Below are 20,011 nucleotides of genomic sequence, written 5' to 3'. Positions count from 1 at the left end.
GTTGAACTGCGTCATGGCAGTACGGCAGTCGGCCCCCGGACGCAGAGGGTGCGACCTGGCTCGCGGTGACCGGTTGCTTGATCACGGTAGGCAAGCCTGAGGTGCTCCTTGGGGAAGCGAGTCGGCCTGAGCCCTCCCGATCTGCGTGACGTACCGTCAGGAAAGTCAGCATCTGGTCAGCATCGGTCCCCCCCCCCACAGTCCAAAGCGGCTGTCCGATGCGACGCTGGTCGGCAGCGTCGCAACAGCCCGGTGCCTACGGAAGTGCAGGCCAGGAGCCTTCTCGTCCGAGGCAGTGGATTTTCCTTTAGATCTCCGATCCGATGCCTGCCGGTGTAGAGTGCAGAACGCCCTTGACCTGCAGAAAGCAGGCAGGGAGCCGTCTTACAGGAGACCAACATGCTGCGCACCATGTTCAAGTCCAAGATTCACCGGGCCACCGTCACCCAGGCCGACCTGCACTACGTCGGGTCCGTGACCGTGGACGCCGACCTGCTGGACGCCGCCGACCTGCTCCCCGGGGAGCTCGTCCACATCGTGGACATCACCAACGGGGCGAGGCTGGAGACCTACGTCATTGAGGGCGAGCGCGGATCCGGGGTGATCGGGATCAACGGCGCCGCCGCGCACCTCGTGCACCCCGGGGACCTCGTCATCCTCATCAGCTACGCGCAGGTCGAGGACGCCGAGGCCCGGGTGCTGAAGCCGCGCGTCGTGCACGTCGACGCAGACAACCGGATCGTCGAACTGGGCGCCGACCCCTCCGCGCCGGTACCGGGAACGGACCAGGAGCGCAGCCCCCAGGCCGTGGCCGTCCGGTGAGCCCCACAAGGAGCCGGGGAATTGCGTGCCGCGGAGCATGAGCTCACCGCTCGGGTTCCGGAACAAGCGCAAGGCCTGGCGGCGGCTTGCCGTCGAGGACGGGACGGCGGTCGGGTACATCGCCTCCTTCGTGCTCGCCGAGCCGCCCCACGCCTCGGTGCGGTGCATCCGGTCGTCGATTCCGGCCCGCTGTGACCGGCTGTGACCTGACCCTGCTGCACACCTCGCCCGTGCACGTCCCCGTCTTCGACGCGCTGCGCGACCGGCACCACCCCGGGGCGGTCCTGCGGCATCTGGTGGTGCCGGAGCTGCTGGACCGGGCCCGCGCGCACGGGCCCCGGTCCGTGGCTCCGGCCCTGCTGGAGTTGCTCGCCGCAGCCGGGCCGGGCCCCGTGCTGGTCACCTGCTCCACCATCGGGGCGACCGCCGAGGCGCTGGTTCCGGCTCTGGGTTCCGCGGTGCTGCGGGTGGACCGGCCGATGGCGGCCGCTGCCGTGCGCACCGGCCCGCGGATCGCGGTCCTCGCAGCCCTGGCGTCGACCTTCGCCCCGACCGTTGAGCTGCTCGCCGAGGAGGCTGCGGGGCGACCCGTGTCCGTGCGCACGCACCTGGTCGCCGGCGCCTGGGCGAGCTTCGAGGCGGGTGACACGGCCCGCTACCTCGCCCAGGTGGCGGAGGCCGCCGACGCCGTCACCGGCGCGGACGTGATCGTCCTGGCCCAGGCGTCGATGGCCGGGGCGGCCGAGCTGGCCACGACCGGGATCCCCGTGCTGGCCAGCCCCGGGCCGGGCCTCGCCGCCGCGCTCGCCCGCTCGACCGCACGATAGGGGCGTACGGGGCGCAATCGCGGGAAAGTGCCGTACATGGTGCGAAAACTCGAAGACACGCAGCCGCCGGCCCCCGAGCCCGACCCGACACCGGCGCCCAGCCCGTTCCCGGACCCCGAGCCGATCCCGCGCCCGGTGCCGCCCGTACCCGGTCCCGTCCCCGAGCCGGACCCGGTACCCCCGCCCCCGGGCCCCGCGCCGGTTCCCCAGCCCGGCCCCTGGAGCTGACGTGTGATCCGGAGGGCTCCGATTCGGGCGTCCTGTCCGGGCAGGGCGGGGAACCACGGACGGGCTTCCGGGGTGACGGACGCGGTGCACCCGCACAGACGGCAGGGCGGCCGCCGCACGCGGCGCGGGCCCAGCCCGAGGCGTCACCGTGGCGTACCGGCTACGGGCCGGTCCGGCTGGCGCGCAGGTCCGCCAGGAGCTCGGCCTGGCCTTCCAGGACGCCGGAGAGGATGCTGCGGGCGACCCCCAGGAGTTCGGCGATCCGGGAGTCGGCGAGCGAGTAGTGGACGTTCGACCCTTCCCGGCGGGTGACCACCAGGTTGGCCTTGCGCAGGACGGCCAGCTGCTGCGAGAGGCTCGCGGCCTCCACCCCGACCTCCGGCAGCATCTCCGCGACCGCGTGCTCACGTACGGACAGGAGCTCCAGCACGCGGATGCGGACCGGGTGCCCGAGCGTCTTGAAGAACTCGGACTTCAGCTGGTACAGCGGCGTACTCGCCTGCGTGGCCTTGCCGTGACTACCCATCTCATCCACCCGGGACCGCTCCTTCGTGGGGCATCCGTTCGCCCTCCTCACACCTGTGACCTCCACGATTGCAGATCCCTGCAAGTCGGGTCCCGGTGGGTGCCCCTGGTGACGTGCGGTCCACCGGCATGGACCTCGCCGCCGGTCGGGCCTGGTGGGGAACCCGGTCCTGCGGACCGGGCCCCACTTCCTTCGGGCTCCGTCCGACGTACCCCTCAGGGCGGAGGCGAGGCGGTTGCCGGCGGCCAGGATGCCGCGCCTGACGTCGCTCGTGGTTCCGGTGTCCCCGTCCTCTCCTGGTGAGTCCTGGCGAGAGGGGGATACGGCTGGTCTCATGCGAGGGAGGGTTCCCCGGGGGACGGCGGGGCGTGCCAGCCATCGGTGCTCCACCGCTTGACCGTTTCCTGCGCCCCGTGGGCGGCCAGGGCGGCGGCGAGGTCGCAGTGGACGGGGACGGGCGGGCAGGCGGCGTCGGGGACGAGGGAGCCGTCCGCGGGGATGGCCGCGAGCTCCAGGGGGCGCCCGCTCTCGGCGAGCCGGCGGGCGGCCTGGGCGACGGCGATCTGCCCGCCGGCGGACCAGCCCAGAAGCCCGGTCAGGTCGAGGATGACCGGGCCGGTGCCCCGGGCGAGCGCCCAGCCGACGGCGCCGGTGAACCGGTCGGTGGCGTCCGCGCCGAGGTACCCGGTCAGGGACAGCACGCCCAGGTCCTGGCGGGTGGTGTAGTGCCATTCGATCGTCATCGTCATGTCCTCTTGCTTCACAGGGGGAGGGTGATCCGGATGGCCTTGCCGCGTCCGTCCGCGTCGGGCTGGACGACGGCGGTGCCGGCGAGCTCCATGGTCATTTCGGCCACCATGGCCAGGCCGCTGCCCGGGGCGGTGGCGAGCGCCCCGAACAGGGCCGGCTGGTAGGGGTGGCGGTCGTGGACGGCGAACGCGAACGCCCCCGGGCCGTGCGCGTAGGTGACCGTGACCGTCGGGGACAGCACGGCGGCGTGGCGGACGGCGTTGGTGACCAGCTCGGCCAGGATCAGCAGGGCCGGGCCCACGCTCGGATGCCGGAGCCCCACTCCGCATTCCACGAGGACGAGTTCGGTGGTCTCGCGGGCGATGCGCACCGCCGAGCCCATGGCCGGTACGACCAGTACGTGCCGGTAGGGCAGCGTCTCGGCTCGGACGCTCACCGGCCTGCCCCCGGGACCGTGCGGGCGAGGCGGAATCCGGAGATCTGCTGCGGGTGCAGGCGCAGCAGGGTGTCGTGCGGGCCGTGGGTCCAGCCGGGCAGGGTGCGCCGGTAGTGGGCGGCCTCGTCCGGGTCCGAGATGACGTCGGCGGGGCCGTGCGCGGTCACCGTCCAGCCGGTGCCGGCCGCGGTGCGGATCTCGTCGACCTGGTAGGTCAGCAGGGCCCGGCCGGGAACGGCCGCGGCTTGCACAGGGGTGCGGACGACGAGGCGCCCGTACTCCATCACGTGTGCGGCGGGGCGGACGACGGCCAGATCCCGCTGCACGTAGACGAGCCGGCCCTGGGTGGATCCTTCGAGAAGCCACAGGGCCTCGGTGCCGGAGACCTCGATCATGCGCAGTTCGGCGGGGAGGGTCATCGTGCGGCCTTCCGGAAACGGTGCGGTCGGTGGTGGAGCGGAAGCAGGCCCGCCTGCTCCAGGTGCTTGCGGGCGCCGGCGATCGCCTCGGGAGTGGTGGCGTACTCGCGACCCTCCAGGCGCAGCAGGTCCAGGGCGCCGACGGCGTCGAGGGCCCGGCGCTGGGCGGGCCGGATGCCGGAGGTCAGGACGGTGATGCCGCGCCGGTGCAGCTTCTGCACCGCGTCCTTCAGGACGAGTGCGCCGGTGGCGTCCAGAGTGGTCACCCTCGACATGCGCAGGATGACCACCTTCACGTCGGCGACCTCGGAGAGTTCGAGGAGGAAGCGGTGGGCGCCGGCGAAGAAGAGGGGGCCGTCGATGCGGTAGGCGACGATGTGCTCGGCCAGCAGTGCGTGTTCCTCGTCGCTGTGTTCGCCGGGCAGGTCCGGGCGGAAGTCGACCTGTTCCAACCGGACCTGCTCCCCCACCGCCTTCAGGGCCAGGGCTCCGGCGACGACCAGACCGATGATCACCGCGTAGACGAGATCGAGGATCAGCGTGGCTGCGGCGGTGAGGACGAGGACGACGGCGTCGGAGCGGGTGGCCTTCGCCATCGCCCGCAGGGAGCCGACCTCCACCATGCGGATCGCGGTCGCCAGCAGCACGCCGGCCAGTGCGGCCAGGGGGATCTTCGCGACGAGGGGCGCCGCGGCGAACACGATCACGGCGAGTACGGCGGCATGGGTGAGTGCGGCGAGGCGGGAAGAAGCGCCGGCGCGGACGTTGACAGCCGTGCGCGCGATGGCCGCGGTCGCGGGAACACCGCCGAACAGCGGGGCGGCCAGGTTGGCGATGCCCTGTCCGAAGAGTTCCTTGTCCGGGTCGTGCTGCTGCCCCACCGTCATCCCGTCCGCGACGGTGGCAGACAGCAGGGACTCCAGCGCGGCGAGTGCTGCGACGGCGACCGCCGGGGCGAGCAGCGAGCCGAAGGCAGAGGCGTCGAGGAAGGCGAGGGAGGGGGTGGGCAGGCCGGAGGGCAGGTCCCCGATGGGGGCCGCCGCGTCACGGTGGAAGACCTGTGTGATCACGGTGGCTGCGATCACCGCGAGGATCGAGAACGGGATCGCAGGCTTCCACCGGGCGCCCGCCAGCATCGCGGCCGCGACCCCGGCCGAGAGGCTGATCGCGGTCCAGTTCGGGGAGGCCACCCAGTCCGCGAACGCCCGTACCGCCACGAGCACGACCTTTTCACCCTCGGGCTTGTCGACGCCGAGCGCGTGGGGTATCTGCTGCAGGCCGATCACGCAGGCGATCCCGAGGGTGAACCCCTCCACCACCGGTGCGGGTACGTACCGCATGTACCGCCCGGCCCGCAGCAGGGCGAGCCCGATCAGGAGCACGCCGGCCATCAGGCCGACGGTCAGCACACCGGCGGGCCCGTACCGGGCGACGATCGGCACCAGAACCACGGTCATCGCACCGGTCGGGCCGGACACCTGGAGGTTCGACCCGCCCAGCAGAGCGGCGAGCGCGCCCGCGACCACGGCGGTGGCCAGCCCCGCCTCCGCGCCCAGCCCGGAGGAGACCCCGAACCCGAGTGCGAGGGGGAGGGCCACGATCGCCACGGTCAGCCCGGCCAGGAGGTCCTGGCGGGGACTGCGGGCCATCGCCGCGAAGTCCGCCCGGACCGGCAGCACCGAGCGGATCCGCCCGACTGCGGACGTCAGGAAGGAACGCGCGGTCACGGGGCCGCGACCCCGGACTCACGCAGTTCCTCCAGCAGTTCGCTCTGCCCGGTCAGGACCTCGGTCAGGATCCGCCGTGCCGCCAGCATCAGCTGCGCGACGTCCCCGCCCGCCAGCTCGTAGACGACCGTCGCGCCGTTGCGCGTCGAGGTGACGATCCCGGACCGGCGCAGGACCGCGAGCTGCTGCGACAGGGCGGACGGCTCGACCTCGATCGCGGCCAGCAGGTCCCGTACCGGCATCGGACCTGCCTGCAGCAGCTCCAGGATCCTTATCCGCACCGGGTGCCCGAGCATCCTGAAGAATTCGGCCTTGGCCTGGTACAGCGGAACCGGCACGGTCTCGCACCCTTCTCACGACCCCGGGAGGGGCGAACGCCTGGCGCTGTGCCCGGGTCTCCCGGAGGGCACAGTCGTCACAGCATCTATGAAATTGCAAACTTCTGCAATTCGTGGACGGTGTGATCCGCCTTCGGCCGTCGCGGGCACTGCTCGGGCGGGCCCCCTCCAGGTCTCGGGGAAGGCCGATGGCCGCGCACCTTTCGGTGGCCGCGCCCCCCTTTCTGCGGGCTGGCCGGTCGGGTCGGGCCCGAGGGCCCGACCCTTGCCGCCGCGCGTCCTCGGCCGGTGACGCCCGCGGCGGCTCACCCGTCCGCTCCGCGGCACGCCCTGCCCGGCCCCAACGGCCCTCCGGAGGCCCCGGCGGCGTCAGCCCGTGCGGACCTCGGAGCGGTCGCCGCTCCAGAGGGTGTGGAAGGAACCCTCACGGTCGGTGCGCCGGTAGGTGTGCGCTCCGAAGAAGTCCCGCTGGCCCTGGGTGAGGGCCGCCGGGAGCCGCTCCGCGCGCAGCGCGTCGTAGTACGCCAGTGAGGCGGCGAAGGCCGGCACCGGGATGCCCGCACCCACCGCCGCGGTGATCACCGACCGCCAGCCCTCCTGCGCCGCCCCGATCTCCCCGGCGAAGCGCTCGTCCGCCAGCAGGCTGGGCAGATCGGGCCTGGCGTCGTAGGCGGCGCGGATCCGGTCCAGGAAGGCCGCCCGGATGATGCAGCCGCCGCGCCACAGGGAGGCCACCGCGCCGAGGTCCACCTTCCAGTCGTACTCCTCGCTCCCGGCCCGGATCTGGTGGAACCCCTGCGTGTACGAGACGATCTTCGACGCGTACAGGGCCTCCTCCACCTGGGCGGCGAACGCGTCCGCCGCCTCCGGCGACAGGGCGGCGGGCGCCGGGCCCGCGAGGCCGCGAGCGGCCGTGCGCAGGTCGCCGTGGCCCGAGACGGCGCGTGCGAACACGGCCTCGGCAATGCCCGACACCGGGACCCCCAGGTCCAGGGCGGTCTGTACGGTCCAGCGCCCCGTGCCCTTCTGCTCGGCGGCGTCGGCGACGACGTCGACGAACGGCTTCCCGGTCGCGGCGTCCGTATGGGCGAGCACGTCCGCCGTGATCTCGATCAGGTACGAGTCCAGGCGACCGCGGTTCCAGCCCCGGAAGGTTTCCGCGATATCCGCGGGGGAGTAGCCGGCGATCTCGCGCAGCAGGTGGTAGGCCTCGGCGATGAGCTGCATGTCCGCGTACTCGATGCCGTTGTGGACCATCTTGACGAAGTGTCCGGCGCCGTCGGGGCCCACGTGGGAGGTGCACGGCGTACCGTCGGCGGCCTTCGCCGCGATCTTCTCCAGCAGCGGGCCGAGCGACGCGTACGACTCCTTCGAGCCGCCCGGCATGATGCTCGGGCCGAGCAGGGCCCCCTCCTCGCCGCCCGAGATGCCCACGCCCACGAAGTGGATGCCCTGCTCGCGCAGCTCCCGTTCGCGGCGCCGGGTGTCCTCGAAGTGTGCGTTCCCGCCGTCGATGATGACGTCGCCCTCCTCCAGGAGCGGGGCGAACTCGCGGATCACCGCATCGGTGGGCTCCCCGGCTTTCACCATGATGACGATGCGCCGGGGGCGCTCCAGCGCATCGACGAACTCCTTGGCCGACTCGGCGGCCACGAACGCGCCCTCGTGGCCGAACTGCTCCACCAGTGCCGTGGTCTTGGCGGTGGTGCGGTTGTGGATGGCCACGGTGAAGCCGTTGCGGGCGAAGTTGCGGGCGAGGTTGCTGCCCATGACTGCGAGGCCGGTGACGCCGATCCGGGCCGTGCTGGTGCTCATCTGTGCGCTCCTGCGTGCTTCGGTGTGCGGGCTGTGCCCGACGCTACCCCGCCGAGGGGCGGGCCAGGCCGACGCCGGCCGTGTCATTGTCAAGTTCCGCTGAACAGCGCCCCGTTGCTCCCTTGTCATGCAATGATCCCGACGTTACGTTGTGCGATTCCTGATGTCTTCGATGGGGGCTCCCATGGGCGTACGGGGCCGGCACCGCCGGTATCGGCCGAGCAGTATCAACCGGGCCTCGCTGGCCGTGACCGCGGGAGGCGCCGGGATCGCGCTCCCGCTGATGGGGGCCTCGGCGGCGCAAGCGGCCTCGGTGGACACCTGGAACGAGGTCGCCGCCTGCGAGTCGGCCAACAACTGGCGCACCAACACCGGCAACGGCTACTACGGCGGACTCCAGTTCAGCCAGAGCACCTGGCGGGCCTTCGGCGGCACCGCCCACGCCCCGCGCGCCGACCTCGCCACCAAGGAACAGCAGATCGCGGTCGCCGAGAAGGTCCTCAAGGGACAGGGGCCCCAGGCCTGGCCCCACTGCGGCAAGGGCGCCGGCCTCACTCGCGGCGGGCCGTCACCGGTCCTCGCCGCGCAGGTGCCCGCGCAGCCCGAGACCGGCTCACAGCCCCGCACCCAGGAGGCGAAGGCGGCTCCGGTACAGGCTGCCGCGCCGCGCCCGACCGGCACGAAGGTGCTGCCCAACCCGTACGTCGTCGCGCCGGGCGACTCGCTCTCCGCGATAGCCACCGAGCAACGCGTCGAGGGCGGCTGGCAGGCCCTCTACGAGACCAACCGGGCCGTCGTGGGCGACGACCCGAACCTGATCTTCCCCGGCCAGCGCCTCACCATGCGGGTCACCACCGCCCCGCAGGCCCCGCCCGCGCAGAATCCGGAGAAGCCCCCGCGGACCGCCGAGCCGGTCAAGCCCGCGGAGCCGGCCGCAGAGAAGCCGGCTGTGAAGGAGGCCCCGAAGCCGGCCGAGAAGCCGGCCGCGAAGCCCGACGCCCGGCCCGCGTCAACGCAGCAGAAGCCGCCCTCGGCCGGGTTCTCCGCGCCCGTCGAAGCCGCCCTCGGCACCGCCTACCGCGTCGCGGGATCCTCCTGGTCCAGCGGCTACCACACGGGCGTCGACTTCCCCGTGGCCACCGGCACCACCGTCAAGTCCGTCGGGCCCGGCCAGGTCGTCTCCGCCGGCTGGGCCGGTGCCTACGGCTACCAGGTCGTCATCCGGCACACCGACGGGCGGTACTCCCAGTACGCCCACCTCTCGGCGCTCGGTGTGAAGTCCGGCCAGCAGGTCTCCGGGGGCCAGCGGATCGGCCGCTCCGGCTCGACCGGCAACAGCACCGGCCCGCACCTGCACTTCGAGATCCGCACGGGACCCGGCTACGGCTCCGACATCGACCCCCTGAAGTACCTGCGGGGCCACGGCGTCCGCATCTGACCCGCGCCGGTGCGGCGGCACGGCCGTGAGCAGGACCAGGCCGGCCGCCGCCAGCGCGGCGCTGGCGAGCGCCGCCGCCGTACCCGCGGCCCCGTGCCGGAAGCCTTCGCCGAAGAGCGTGATCCCGACGGTCGCCGCGACCACCGGATTGACCACCGTCACCGTGGCCAGCGGCGCGGTCAGTCCTGCGCCCCGGTAGGCGGCCTGGGACAGCAGCAGCCCGCCCGAGGCCAGCACCGCGACGGCCGCCAGATCCGGCCACAGGCCGGCCGGTGCACCCGCCCCGACGTTCTCGGCGACCGACTTGGTGAACACCGAGGCCATGCCGTAGGAGGTACCGGCCGCCGCGGCCAGCAGCACGCTGTGCAGCACCACCCGGTGCATCCGGTGCGCCGCGAGGAACAGCGCCGCCACTGCGGCCCCGGTCGCCAGCAGCAACAGGCTCCGCTCGCCCCCCGCCAGGAACTGCCGGTCCCGGCCGTTCCCGCCGGTCAGTGCCAGCAGACCGGCGAGTCCGACGGTGGCCAGCACCGCGCCGCGCCACGCCGCGGCCCCCGCCCGGCGCCGGACGAAGACGGCGGCCATCGGCAGCGCGAACACGATGGTCAGCGCTCCCAGCGGCTGAACCAGGCTCAACGGTCCGTAGGCGAGCGCCACCACGTGCAGCAGCGCACCGAGGCCGTTCAGCGCGACGGCCACCCACCAACCGCCCCGGCGCAGCGGCGCGTACCGCCGGTCCGGGGTACTCGTCGCGACCCTCTCCTGGACGATCGCACCGCCTGCGTACGCCACCGCGGACACGAGGCAGAGCAGGACCGACAGCGCCAGTGCACTCATAAGGTCCACAATGCCCGACCCATCTGCGCTATTCCTCCGTCCACAGGTGGTCACGAGTCGTACTCCCGCCGTAGTACGGGAGTACGCAGCGTGGCTCGTCCACCAGCGCAGCGCCACCCCTGAGCCGCCCCACGGCCACCCCGTGGACCCGTACGGTGACGGCCCGTTCGCGGTCCGTGAGGTTCCTGCCGACGGGTTTGGCTCGGGGCGTGTGCGATCCGTACAGTTCCTCTTTTGAGGACCTCCGCAGCAGGCGGATGCGGACGAGTGACCAAGGAACGGCAGCGGCCATGACGGTGACCGAAGACAGCCAGGACCAGGCACAGGCCTACGGACCGGGCATCGACCCCGAGCGGCTGGCGCTCTGCCTCGACGTGCTCGCCGAACTCGACACGATCGACGTCGACCACCCGGACGCCATCGCCGTGCGCCGCGCCACGGCCGGCGTCTACCGCACGGTCAAGCAGCGCCGCCGCCAGGAGCGCCGCGCCGCCAAGACCGCCAACGACAAGGCGGTCACCGAGGCGACCGCGACCGGCTCCGCCGAGCGCATCGACGACGAGACCGAGGGCATCCTGCCCACCTCGGTCACGGAGGCCGGCCGGATCGCCGGGATACTCCAGCGCCCCCGCTCCTGCTACGTCTGCAAGTCGCGATACGTCGAGGTCGACTACTTCTACCACCAGCTGTGCCCGAAGTGCGCCGGTGAGAACCGCGCCAAGCGGGAGGCCCGCGCCGACCTCGACGGCAAGCGCGCGCTGCTCACCGGCGGCCGTGCCAAGATCGGCATGTACATCGCCCTGCGGCTGCTGCGCGACGGCGCCCACACCACGATCACCACGCGCTTCCCCAAGGACGCCATCCGCCGTTTCAAGGCGATGGAGGACTCGGCGGACTGGATGCACCGCCTGGAGGTCGTCGGCATCGACCTGCGCGACCCGGCCCAGGCCGTGGCCCTCGCCGACCAGGTCGCGGCGGCCGGTCCGCTCGACATCCTGATCAACAACGCGACGCAGACCGTCCGCCGGCTGCCCACCGCCTACGCGGCACTGGTCGAGGGGGAGAGCGCACCGCTGCCGGCCGGCGAACTCCCCGCGCACCACGTGATCGGAGCCTTCAACTCCGGCGCGGTCGACGGCCTGGCGGCGCTGCCCGTCGGGGTGAGCGGCCTGGAGGCGCAGAAGGTCGCCGACCTCGCCCTGGTCGCGGGCAACGCCAGTCTCGAACGGCACCTCGCCGGCACCGCGATCGACGCGGGCGGGCTGCTGCCCGATGTCGTCGAGAGCAACACCTGGGTGCAGACCATCGACCAGATCTCCCCGGTGGAGCTGCTCGAGACCCAGCTGTGCAACTACACGTCGCCGTTCATCCTGATCAGCGCCCTTCGGCCGGCCATGGCCGACGCCGCCCGGAAGTCGTCCAGCGGGCGCGCTTACGTCGTCAACGTGTCGGCGATGGAGGGCGTCTTCAGCCGCGGTTACAAGGGGGCGGGCCACCCGAACACCAATGCGGCCAAGGCCGCGATGAACATGGTGACCCGGACCAGCGGCCAGGAGATGTTCCAGGCCGACCGGATCCTGATGACCTCGGTCGACACCGGGTGGATCACCGACGAGCGTCCGCACTTCGACAAGCTGCGCCTCGCCGAGGAGGGTTTCCACGCCCCGCTCGACCTGGTCGACGGTGCGGCCCGGGTCTACGACCCGATCGTGCGCGGCGAGGCCGGCGAGGACCTGTTCGGCGTCTTCCTCAAGGACTACGCCCCGGCGAACTGGTAAGCCCTGCGGCCCCGCCCTACCGCCTGCCGGTGACCGGCCCCCTCGGTGGACCGAGGGGGCCGGTCGCGTTCCCGGCCGCCCGGCAGGACCCGGCCGCCACCAACTCCAGCAGCGGGCGCCAGTCCTCCAGCACGCCCGCGTCCGGGCCGGGCGCCGCCGCCGTCTCGCGCGCCTGGCGCAGCGCCGCCACCGCGTCCGCGTCACCGCCCGGCCGGTCGCCCCCGCCGCCGCCCGGCGCGGCCGACGCGTGGAGCTGCACGAGCCGGGCCACCCGATCGCCGAGCAGGGGGCGCAGCGCCTGCGCTGCGAGTACGACGTGTCGCGCTCCGTCACCCGGACGGAGCATCCGGCCGATGTCCTGCAGCAAGCCCGCGAGCTGCAGTTCCTTGTCGGAGGGATGAGAGCGGCGGAGCAGCGCCGCGGTCCGCAGGGCGTGCTCGTCGGGGCTGCCGCGGAGCAGCTCCATCAGCTCAACCACGCTTGTGACGTACGGCACTTCGGCCCCCGCCGCTTCGGACCCCGACACCGTCGACCTCCTCCGTCGCGCCCTGCGCATCCGGGTCCGAGCACACCACCCGTGACGCACCCGCCGGCCGACGACTTGCTGAACTCGGGACGAAACTGAGAGGGCGCAGCGGATTTTGCCTTCCTATCGAGCGGAGGTCCGCTCATATGTGTACCCTGGGGCATCAAGACGGCCCCCATCCGGGCCGCGCTCCACTAAGGCGCCACCGCGTCCGGAACCCTTGATCCCCTGCCCGGCCCGCGGTCAGCCTGCCGGGTTACGCGACACAGAGGAGTGCGCGGTGACTGAGAAGACGCAGCCCGAACCGAAGTTGCTGGAGCGGACCGGATCGCGCGCCACGACGCGGTCCGACGAACTCGGAAGCCTGGAGGTCTGGGCGCGCTCCGCCCCGATCCGGCTGGCCGGGTACGAGGACGACCTGGCGGAAGCCCACATCCTGCCCGGCATCGACTAGTCCGCGAAGCTCCGCGGCCGCGCCGCGAAGCGGTGCCAAGCGCCCCCACGTGTCCCACCGCACCGGGGGCGCTGCCCTGTCCTGAGAGGCGTCCCGTACGCACCGGCCTGCGTACCGGCCCGGGACGGGGGCCGCGGGGGACCGTACTACCCGGTCCCGGGCCCGGGGTGCCGGGCCCGGGTGAGTCGGGTCGGCGGCAGGTACTCGCGCACCAGCGTGCGATGCCACCAGTCGCCGGTCTCGCGCAGCTCGCGCCAGGTCGTGAAGCGGTAGCGGTAGAGCAGGGCGCGCACGTGCACCGGCGGGGCGTCCGGGAACGGGTTGTGGCGCAGTAGTCGCAGGGTGTCCCGGTCGCCTGCCAGGAGCCGCTCCACGAACGGCCCGAACCAGTCCCGCGCGTAGCCGGGGGAGATTGCCGCGAACCACATCAGCCAGTCCAGGCGCAGGTGGTACGGGGCGAACTGGCGCGGCAGCCTGCCCGGCTCGCCGGGCTTCCCCTTGAACCCGTACTCCTTCCAGGCGCCGTCCTCGCGTGGTACCGGGTCCGCGGTGCCCTCCACCGCCACCTCCATGCGGACCCGGCCGACCGAGCCGAAGGCCCCGTAGGTGTTGACGAGGTGCAGGGCGTCGAAGGAGCGGTTCATCACCTGGCGGCGCGAGACCATGTTGAGCACCGGGTGGCGGCTGAGGACCAGGACCAGGGCGGTCACGGCGCAGACCAGGGCGGCGAACCACGGGGGAGGTGGCTGCGCGGCGGCGGCCGGGGGCGACCCGGCGAGGCGGGTGAAGTCCACGGCCGATACGGCCAGGGTGATCGTCAGCCAGTTCAGCCAGGCGAAGTTGCCCGACAGCACGAGCCACAGCTGTGTTGCGACCACGGCCGCCGCGGCGTACGAGGCCACCGGCTGCGGGGTGAACAGCAGTACCGGGACGATCAGCTGCGTCACGTGGTTGGCCGCGCACTCCATCCGGTGCAGAGGCCGGGGCAGGTGGTGGAAGAACCAGCTCAGCGGCCCTGCCATCGGCTGTGTCTCGTGATGGAAGTACAGGCAGGTGAGCCTGCGCCAGCAGGGGTCCCCGCGCATCTTGATCAGGCCGGCCCCGAATTCCACGCGGAAGAGCACCCAGCGCAGCAGCCACAGCACCAGCACCGGCGGACCGGCCCGGGCGTTGCCGAGGAACACGGCGAGGAAACCGACCTCCAGCAGCAGTGACTCCCAGCCGAAGGAGTACCAGGTCTGGCCGACGTTGACGATGGAGAGGTAGAGCAGCCACAGTGCGGCCCACAGGGCCATGGCGAGCGCCAGTGGGACCTGGTCCCCCGCCCCGGCGGCCAGGGCCGCGGCCAGCGCGGCCCCGGTCCAGGCGCAGCCGGCGAAGAGCCGGTCCGAGTAGCGCAGTTGGAACAGGCTCGGGGCGCGCCGGAAGGGCACGTACCGTACGTAGCGCGGCACGGGCAGCATGCCGTGCGCCCCGATCAGGGCCCTGAACTGCAGCGCGGCCCCGACGAAGGCGACGAGGTAGACGCCGGCCAGGGCCCGCTGGAAGACCAGCCGGGCGAGCCAGTACCCGGGCGCCGTGAACCAGTCCATCGCCTCCAGTATCCGGCCGGCTCGCGGGCATCGGCCAGTCCGTGCGGCCGCCGCCGGTCCCGGCGGTCCCGGCGGGCTCACGGCGTGAGCGCGTTCAGCCCGCCGGACGGTCTCGCGAACATCCTTGAACGCGTTCAAGTGATGCTCCGGTTGCGGCCGTCGCGTGGATGCGGCAGACAAGAGGGAGTAATCGGGGCGAAAGGGAGAAAATTGTGAACGGACCGTCACTTCCGACACTGCGTCAGGCGTCGCGTCGTCAGGCACCGGCCGGCGCGGCCCTCTTCGCCCTGCTCGGCCTGTTCGCCGTGGCCTGCGGCGGGCACGACGAGCCGACCAGCGCGGCGGGACCCGAGAGTGCGGAGGTACACCTCCAGCCGGTGGCCAGCGCAGGCCCGGACCCCTTCACCGCATCGTCGGCCACCGCGGAGTCGGCCCCGGTCCAGCCCCCGCTGCCCAATCCCACCGGCCAGGGAATCCGCACGGTCAGCGCGGCGACCCCGGGCCTCTACGGCGGCACCCAGCGCCTCGGCAGCTGCGACGTGGAACAGCAGATCGGCTACCTCACCGCGGACAGCGCCAAGGCCCGCGCCTTCGCCGAGACGTCCGGAATCCAGGAGGCCAAGATCCCCGACTTCCTGCGCGGCCTCACCCCCGTCGTCCTGCGCGCCGACACCCGTGTCACCAACCACGGATTCCGCGACGGCCGGGCCGCCGCCTACCAGGCCGTCCTCCAGGCCGGCACCGCCGTGCTCGTCGACGAGCACGGCATGCCCCGCGTCCGGTGCGGCTGCGGCAACCCGCTCGGCGCCCCCCGTGCGGCCAAGGGGAGCCCGGTGCACAAGGGCGATCCGTGGAACGGCTACCAGCCCAACCAGGTCATCGTCATCGAACCCACCACCCACGTGATCAACAACCTGGTGATCGTCAACATCGCGAACAACACCTGGATCGAGCGCAAGCGGGGCGACGGCGGCGCCCAGGACCGCACCCCGCAGGCCCTGCCCCCGTACGATCCGGCCGATGGCATCCCCAACGGCCCCGCCGCCACGTCCCCGGCGCCCTGCCCGAGCGCCCCGGGATCAGCAACGGCGGGCTGCCCGTCGGACCCGCAGAGCTCACCGGACATCGGCACGCAGCAAGACCCCGCCGTACCGCTGAACCCCTCCACCCGGCCGCGGCAGCCGCAGCAGCCGCAGAAGCGGCCGCCGTCGGACGTCCCGTCCGACCCGCTGAGGCAGGACCCCGCCGATCCCGCGTTCCCGGCGTACCCCGACGATCCCCAGGACCCGTTCGCGGTTCCCTACGCGGACCCCTCCGCGGATCCCTACGCCGAGCCCTACCCGGACCCTTCCACGGATCCCTCCACGGATCCTTACGTCGACCCCGACCTCCGGCCGGCGCCGTCCGACGAGGGCCTCTCGCTGGAGAGCGCCTGACCGGCCGGTGTGTCATGGTGGACCGGTGCCGACCACCGTATCGCTGCCGGACGACTGGCCCGCACACCCGGACCGGTCGCTCTCGCTCAACCGCATGGGAAGTTTCGACTGGGACCTTCTCACCGGTCTCATGCACATGGACGAAGCCGCCCTCGACGTCTTCGACACGGCGCCGGACGAGTACGACGGCCGGCCCGAGTCGCTGTCCGCGCGCTTCCCGCCGGCCGAGTCGGCACGGCTCGACGCCATGGTGTCCTCCGCGCTCAAGAGCGAGGAGGACAGCTACGGCGCCTACTTCCGCATCCGCTGCCGGGACGGTCGGCTGCGGTGGACGCACACCCAGGGCCGTGTCATGCGTACCGCGGACGGGCGGCCCCACCGGATCATCGGCATCGTCCGGGACGCGACCGAGGAGCTCAGCCACTCGGCGGAACGGCTCGGTCTCGACGAGGAGCGGCGCCGGCAGACATCGGTGGTGGAGAGCACCACCGCCGCCCTCGCCCACGCCCGGACGGTGCGGGACGTCATCGACGCGCTCGGCGACGCGCACGGCTTGGAACGACTGGGCTCCATGGGCATGGTCATGGGCCTCGTCGAAGCCGGCCGGATCCACCTCGTCGCCGAGGGGCCGGAGGGCAGCTTCGTCCCCGGCACCCGCTACACCCGCATCGACGAGCAGTACCCGATGAGCGAGGTGGTCCGCTCCCTGCAGCCGCGCTTCCTCGACTCGGCGGAGGAGTTCGCCCAGGACTACCCGGCGCTCTGGGCGAAGATCTCGTACATGCGGATCTCCGCGGCCGCCTACCTGCCGCTGATCGCCCAGGCACGCCCGATCGGTGCCATCGGACTGCTCTACCAGGACAAGGACGGCTTCACCCAGGAGGAGCGCAACCTGCTCGTCGCCCTCGGCAGCAGCATCGCGCAGAGCCTCCAGCGGGCCATGCTGCTGGAACAGGAGCACGACCTGGCCGAGGGGCTCCAGCAGGCCATGCTGCCCCGGCGGATCCCCGTGGTGCCCGGCGGCGAGATCGCCGTACGCTACCGCTCCGCCCGGATGGGCCAGGACATCGGCGGCGACTGGTACGACGTCATCCCGTTGCCCGGTGGCCGGGTCGGCGCCGTCATCGGCGACGTCCAGGGCCACGACACGCACGCGGCCGCCGTCATGGGCCAGCTGCGGATCGTCCTGCGCGCGTACGCCGCCGAGGGGCACTCGCCCGGCACGGTCATGGCCAGGGCATCGGTCTTCCTGCACGAGCTGGACACCGAGCGCTTCGCGACGTGCACGTACGTGGAGGCCGACCTCTCCACCGGGGTGCTCCAACTGGTCCGGGCGGGCCACATCGACCCGCTGCTGCGCACCCGCGACGGGGACTGCCACCGGCTCCCGGTGGGCGGCGGCCTGCCGCTCGGCCTCTCCGCGGACTTCGGACGCCTCGAATACCCGGTGACCACCGTGGAACTGGACCCCGGCGAAACGCTCCTGCTGTGCACCGACGGTCTCGTCGAACACCCCGGCGCCGACCTCGACGACGGGATCCACCTCCTGACCTCGCACATCCGCAGCGGACCCGCCGACCTGCAACTCCTCGCCGACCGGCTGTGCGAGATCGTCACCGAGCGCGGAGGCGACGACGACATGGCCCTCCTCCTGCTGCGCCGCCGGCCCGCCCCGGCTCCGCCCGGCGGAGGCCGTCTGCAGCAGCACGTGGCACCGGGCGATCCGGAGGCCCTGGTGGCCGCCCGCCACATGATCGGGGCCGCGGTGCGCGCCTGGGGCGCACGGGAGCGGGCCGACGAGATCGAGCTGGTCGCGGACGAGCTGATCGTGAACGCCCTCATGCACACGGACGGTCCCGCCATCGTCACCCTGCGCATCCTGGCGGGTCACGAACGCAGGCTCCGCGTGGAGGTCGCCGACCGCTCCAGCGCCCTCCCGCGCCGACGTGAGGCCGGCGACTCCGGGGTCTCGGGCCGCGGCCTCATGCTGGTGGACCGGATGGCGGACGTATGGGGCGTGGAGCCGCGCGGCAGCGGCAAGTGCGTGTGGTGCGAGTTCGTCATGGGCTGAGCGGGCCGGGAGCGGTCCCGGACGGCGGCCCGCCCGGCCCCGTGCCGGCTCGCGCTCCGCCCGAGGCGGCGGCAGGCTGGGACCATGCCGGAGCTGCCCGAGGTCGAGGCCCTGCGCGCGTACCTCGACGAGCACCTCACCGGGCGGGTGGTGGAGCGCGTCCTCCCGCTCGCGGTCAGCGTGCTCAAGACGTACGACCCGCCCTTGACCGCCCTCGAAGGGCAGGAGGCCGCCGCCGTCGCCCGGCACGGGAAGTTCCTCGCCGTGCGGATCGGTGCGCTCCACCTGGTCACGCACCTGGCCCGGGCCGGCTGGCTGCGCTGGCAGGACACCCTGCCGGCGCAGCCACCGCGGCCCGGCAGGGGGCCGCTGGCCCTGCGCGTCCTACTCGCGGGCGGGGGCGGCTTCGACCTCACCGAGGCCGGGACACAGAAGCGGCTCGCGGTGTACGTGGTCCGCGACCCGCAGGAGGTGCCCGGCATTGCCCGTCTCGGCCCCGATCCGCTCGCCGAGGACTTCGACCGGGACGCCTTCGCCGCGCTCCTCGCGGGGGAGCGGCGGCAGATCAAGGGCGTCCTGCGGGACCAGAGCGTGATCGCCGGGATCGGCAACGCCTACAGCGACGAGATCCTGCACGCCGCCCGGGTCTCGCCCTTCAAGCTCGCCTCCTCCTTCGACGAGGCGCAGGTCACGCAGCTGCATGCCGCGGTCCGGGGCACCTTGCGCGAGGCGGTCGGCCGGGCGCACGGGGTCGCCGCCGGGAAGCTCAAGGCCGAGAAGAGGAGCGGCCTGCGGGTCCACGGCCGGGCGGGCGAAACCTGCCCGGTGTGCGGGGACACGATCCGCTCGGTGTCCTTCGCCGATTCCTCCCTGGAGTACTGCGCCACGTGCCAGACGGGTGGGAAACCGCTGGCCGACCGGCGGCTCTCACGGCTCCTCAAATAGCGGTGCGCTGCGTAGACTCCGGCACCATGGCCGCGGAGGAGCAACAGACGGCGCCCCGGCGCGAGGTCGTCACCGGGATGCCCCGGGGCGCCCGCCGGCGGGCGCCCGCCCACGCCCCGGCCCGTTCGGAGATCTCCGAGCAGACCACCCTCGGCGCCACCTACGTCAGGGCCCTGATGCGCAGCCAGTTGCGCGCGGGCCTGGGGGCGCTGGCCGCGCTGGCGGCGCTGGTCGGGTCGCTGCCGCTGGTGTTCGTGCTGCCCAGGGCCAGGTCGGGGCCGATGGTCTGGCTGGTGCTGGGCCTGCTCGTGTACCCGGTGATGTGGCTGATCGCCCGATGGTACGTCCGCCGGGCGGAGCGCAACGAGGCCGATTTCACGGGCCTGGTGATGGATCCGGCCGACCGGCCGTCGTAGCGGTCGCCACCGGTCAGAACAGGTGCATCGCCAGGTGGCCGAGGGGCAGCCCGAGCTGCCAGGCCGGGGTCCACACGCGCGCGTTCTCGTCCAGACCCGGCGGGGTGTCGGCGTGGTCGTGGCGCCCCGGGTCGAGGTTGGTCGCGAACAGTTCGGTGCCGTCCAGCCAGCGCCAGGCGGCCCGGGCCAGTTCCAGATCGGGGTCCTCGCCGCGGCCGCGCTCCCGGGCCGCCTCGCCCAGGTCGAGGAAGCGGGTGTGCACCCAGTCGCGCCAGGGGTGTCCGTACGCCGTCAGTGACAGCCACTCGTCGAGCTGCGAGACCACGCGGATCCCGGAGAGTTCGCCGGCCGCGTCGGCGAGGTAGATGGTCAGGGCCAGTGTGTCCCGTCCGGCCCGGAACTCCAGCGTTCCGGCCGGGATCAGCCGGCCCGTGCGCAGCAGTTCGTCGGCGATGTACTCGGCATAGAGCCAGGCCATGGGCACCGCGAGCCCGCCGTCACTGGTGCCGTTCGTACCCTCGGGCTGCACCGTCCCACCTTCTCCCGCGCGTCGAGCGTCCCGTCGTCAGCACCGAGCCTTCACCGAGGGGCTCACGGAGCGGGGGATGTTTACTCAACTTGGACGGTCTT

At 72.8% G+C, this 20,011-nt stretch carries 20 protein-coding genes and 1 pseudogene; 10 read left to right on the top strand and 11 right to left on the bottom strand.

Going from position 1 to position 20,011, the window contains the following annotated elements; all coding sequences use genetic code 11:
- Positions 1-399 precede the first annotated feature (399 nt).
- From panD to AW27_RS03680, 3 genes are read left to right on the top strand one after another with little or no spacing between them, the layout of a single operon-like run.
- Positions 400-822: an aspartate 1-decarboxylase gene (gene panD, locus AW27_RS03690; RefSeq protein WP_037916477.1), complete on the top strand. Its 423-nt coding sequence runs from the start codon at positions 400-402 to the stop codon at positions 820-822.
- Positions 823-847: 25 nt separating this feature from the next.
- Positions 848-1,027: a hypothetical protein gene (locus tag AW27_RS03685; protein WP_157840164.1), complete on the top strand. Its 180-nt coding sequence runs from the start codon at positions 848-850 to the stop codon at positions 1,025-1,027.
- On the top strand, positions 1,014-1,649 hold the full coding sequence (locus tag AW27_RS03680; protein ID WP_236647464.1) for an aspartate/glutamate racemase family protein: 636 nt from the start codon (positions 1,014-1,016) through the stop codon (positions 1,647-1,649). Before AW27_RS03685 ends, AW27_RS03680 begins: the two co-directional genes overlap by 14 nt.
- A 388-nt stretch (positions 1,650-2,037) precedes the next feature.
- Here the strand turns inward: AW27_RS03680 and AW27_RS03675 are convergent, their stop codons facing one another.
- From AW27_RS03675 to gndA, 7 genes are all read right to left on the bottom strand, one after another.
- Entirely contained in the window at positions 2,038-2,403 is a 366-nt protein-coding gene (locus AW27_RS03675) for an ArsR/SmtB family transcription factor (protein WP_037918119.1), read from the bottom strand.
- 332 nt (positions 2,404-2,735) lie between these two features.
- Positions 2,736-3,146 (bottom strand): STAS domain-containing protein, encoded by a 411-nt coding sequence (locus tag AW27_RS03670; RefSeq protein WP_037916480.1) that lies wholly within the window; start codon positions 3,144-3,146, stop codon positions 2,736-2,738.
- Between the two features lie 17 nt (positions 3,147-3,163).
- Complete coding sequence (locus tag AW27_RS03665; RefSeq protein WP_037916482.1) at positions 3,164-3,589, bottom strand: ATP-binding protein; 426 nt, start codon at positions 3,587-3,589, stop codon at positions 3,164-3,166.
- Positions 3,586-4,008 carry a pyridoxamine 5'-phosphate oxidase family protein gene (locus AW27_RS03660; RefSeq protein ID WP_236647465.1) on the bottom strand — a complete coding sequence of 141 codons (423 nt, stop codon included), beginning with the start codon at positions 4,006-4,008 and terminating at the stop codon, positions 3,586-3,588. Before AW27_RS03660 ends, AW27_RS03665 begins: the two co-directional genes overlap by 4 nt.
- The gene (locus tag AW27_RS03655; protein WP_078556018.1) at positions 4,005-5,657 is read right to left on the bottom strand and encodes a SulP family inorganic anion transporter; all 1,653 of its coding nucleotides are present in this window, start codon (positions 5,655-5,657) and stop codon (positions 4,005-4,007) included. The genes AW27_RS03660 and AW27_RS03655 overlap by 4 nt, the downstream gene beginning before the upstream one ends.
- Positions 5,658-5,731: 74 nt before the next feature.
- Complete coding sequence (locus AW27_RS03650; RefSeq protein ID WP_037916485.1) at positions 5,732-6,073, bottom strand: ArsR/SmtB family transcription factor; 342 nt, start codon at positions 6,071-6,073, stop codon at positions 5,732-5,734.
- A 369-nt stretch (positions 6,074-6,442) separates the two neighbouring features.
- Positions 6,443-7,888: an NADP-dependent phosphogluconate dehydrogenase gene (gndA, locus tag AW27_RS03645; RefSeq protein ID WP_037916488.1), complete on the bottom strand. Its 1,446-nt coding sequence runs from the start codon at positions 7,886-7,888 to the stop codon at positions 6,443-6,445.
- Positions 7,889-8,072: 184 nt separating this feature from the next.
- On the opposite strand from gndA, the gene AW27_RS03640 reads away from it, so the two are divergent.
- Positions 8,073-9,326: a transglycosylase family protein gene (locus tag AW27_RS03640; protein WP_037916490.1), complete on the top strand. Its 1,254-nt coding sequence runs from the start codon at positions 8,073-8,075 to the stop codon at positions 9,324-9,326.
- Between the two features lie 102 nt (positions 9,327-9,428).
- Here AW27_RS03640 and AW27_RS03635 read toward each other — a convergent pair.
- Positions 9,429-10,163, bottom strand: a pseudogene (locus AW27_RS03635) (DMT family transporter); the annotation flags it as partial.
- Positions 10,164-10,453: 290 nt separating this feature from the next.
- Here AW27_RS03635 and AW27_RS03630 point away from each other — a divergent pair.
- Entirely contained in the window at positions 10,454-11,941 is a 1,488-nt protein-coding gene (locus AW27_RS03630; RefSeq protein WP_037916493.1) for an SDR family NAD(P)-dependent oxidoreductase, read from the top strand.
- A gap of 16 nt (positions 11,942-11,957) precedes the next feature.
- On the opposite strand, the gene AW27_RS03625 is transcribed toward AW27_RS03630, so the two are convergent.
- The gene (locus AW27_RS03625; protein ID WP_201773393.1) at positions 11,958-12,419 is read right to left on the bottom strand and encodes a hypothetical protein; all 462 of its coding nucleotides are present in this window, start codon (positions 12,417-12,419) and stop codon (positions 11,958-11,960) included.
- A gap of 328 nt (positions 12,420-12,747) precedes the next feature.
- On the opposite strand from AW27_RS03625, the gene AW27_RS03620 reads away from it, so the two are divergent.
- Entirely contained in the window at positions 12,748-12,921 is a 174-nt protein-coding gene (locus AW27_RS03620; RefSeq protein WP_157840165.1) for a hypothetical protein, read from the top strand.
- A 146-nt stretch (positions 12,922-13,067) separates the two neighbouring features.
- On the opposite strand, the gene AW27_RS03615 is transcribed toward AW27_RS03620, so the two are convergent.
- The gene (locus tag AW27_RS03615; protein WP_037916495.1) at positions 13,068-14,513 is read right to left on the bottom strand and encodes a lipase maturation factor family protein; all 1,446 of its coding nucleotides are present in this window, start codon (positions 14,511-14,513) and stop codon (positions 13,068-13,070) included.
- A 212-nt stretch (positions 14,514-14,725) separates the two neighbouring features.
- Between AW27_RS03615 and AW27_RS03610 the strand changes: the two genes are divergently transcribed.
- From AW27_RS03610 to AW27_RS03595, 4 genes are all read left to right on the top strand, one after another.
- On the top strand, positions 14,726-15,949 hold the full coding sequence (locus AW27_RS03610) for a DUF6777 domain-containing protein (RefSeq protein WP_052030075.1): 1,224 nt from the start codon (positions 14,726-14,728) through the stop codon (positions 15,947-15,949).
- Between the two features lie 7 nt (positions 15,950-15,956).
- Positions 15,957-18,020 (top strand): SpoIIE family protein phosphatase, encoded by a 2,064-nt coding sequence (locus AW27_RS03605; RefSeq protein WP_037916496.1) that lies wholly within the window; start codon positions 15,957-15,959, stop codon positions 18,018-18,020.
- Positions 18,021-18,104: 84 nt separating this feature from the next.
- The gene (locus AW27_RS03600) at positions 18,105-18,965 is read left to right on the top strand and encodes an Fpg/Nei family DNA glycosylase (RefSeq protein ID WP_037916498.1); all 861 of its coding nucleotides are present in this window, start codon (positions 18,105-18,107) and stop codon (positions 18,963-18,965) included.
- Between the two features lie 26 nt (positions 18,966-18,991).
- Positions 18,992-19,381 (top strand): DUF485 domain-containing protein, encoded by a 390-nt coding sequence (locus tag AW27_RS03595; protein ID WP_037916501.1) that lies wholly within the window; start codon positions 18,992-18,994, stop codon positions 19,379-19,381.
- 13 nt (positions 19,382-19,394) lie between these two features.
- On the opposite strand, the gene AW27_RS03590 is transcribed toward AW27_RS03595, so the two are convergent.
- Positions 19,395-19,859 (bottom strand): hypothetical protein, encoded by a 465-nt coding sequence (locus AW27_RS03590; protein ID WP_052030222.1) that lies wholly within the window; start codon positions 19,857-19,859, stop codon positions 19,395-19,397.
- Positions 19,860-20,011 lie beyond the last annotated feature (152 nt).

Origin of the sequence: Streptomyces sp. PCS3-D2, assembly GCF_000612545.2 — a bacterium.
Taxonomy (GTDB): domain Bacteria; phylum Actinomycetota; class Actinomycetes; order Streptomycetales; family Streptomycetaceae; genus Streptomyces.
Note: the sequence above shows the minus strand (reverse complement) of the source record. Positions and strands in the feature narration are given on the sequence as shown.

Bases quoted from the DNA above. Each gene is read 5' to 3' on its own strand.
- panD (WP_037916477.1), top strand. From the start codon at position 400: ATGCTGCGCACCATGTTCAAGTCCAAGATTCACCGGGCCACCGTCACC.
- AW27_RS03675 (WP_037918119.1), bottom strand. From the start codon at position 2,403: ATGGGTAGTCACGGCAAGGCCACGCAGGCGAGTACGCCGCTGTACCAG.
- AW27_RS03670 (WP_037916480.1), bottom strand. From the start codon at position 3,146: ATGACGATCGAATGGCACTACACCACCCGCCAGGACCTGGGCGTGCTG.
- AW27_RS03660 (WP_236647465.1), bottom strand. From the start codon at position 4,008: ATGACCCTCCCCGCCGAACTGCGCATGATCGAGGTCTCCGGCACCGAG.
- AW27_RS03655 (WP_078556018.1), bottom strand. From the start codon at position 5,657: ATGGCCCGCAGTCCCCGCCAGGACCTCCTGGCCGGGCTGACCGTGGCG.
- gndA (WP_037916488.1), bottom strand. From the start codon at position 7,888: ATGAGCACCAGCACGGCCCGGATCGGCGTCACCGGCCTCGCAGTCATG.
- AW27_RS03640 (WP_037916490.1), top strand. From the start codon at position 8,073: ATGGGCGTACGGGGCCGGCACCGCCGGTATCGGCCGAGCAGTATCAAC.
- AW27_RS03630 (WP_037916493.1), top strand. From the start codon at position 10,454: ATGACGGTGACCGAAGACAGCCAGGACCAGGCACAGGCCTACGGACCG.
- AW27_RS03615 (WP_037916495.1), bottom strand. From the start codon at position 14,513: ATGGACTGGTTCACGGCGCCCGGGTACTGGCTCGCCCGGCTGGTCTTC.
- AW27_RS03600 (WP_037916498.1), top strand. From the start codon at position 18,105: ATGCCGGAGCTGCCCGAGGTCGAGGCCCTGCGCGCGTACCTCGACGAG.
- AW27_RS03595 (WP_037916501.1), top strand. From the start codon at position 18,992: ATGGCCGCGGAGGAGCAACAGACGGCGCCCCGGCGCGAGGTCGTCACC.
- AW27_RS03590 (WP_052030222.1), bottom strand. From the start codon at position 19,859: ATGGCCTGGCTCTATGCCGAGTACATCGCCGACGAACTGCTGCGCACG.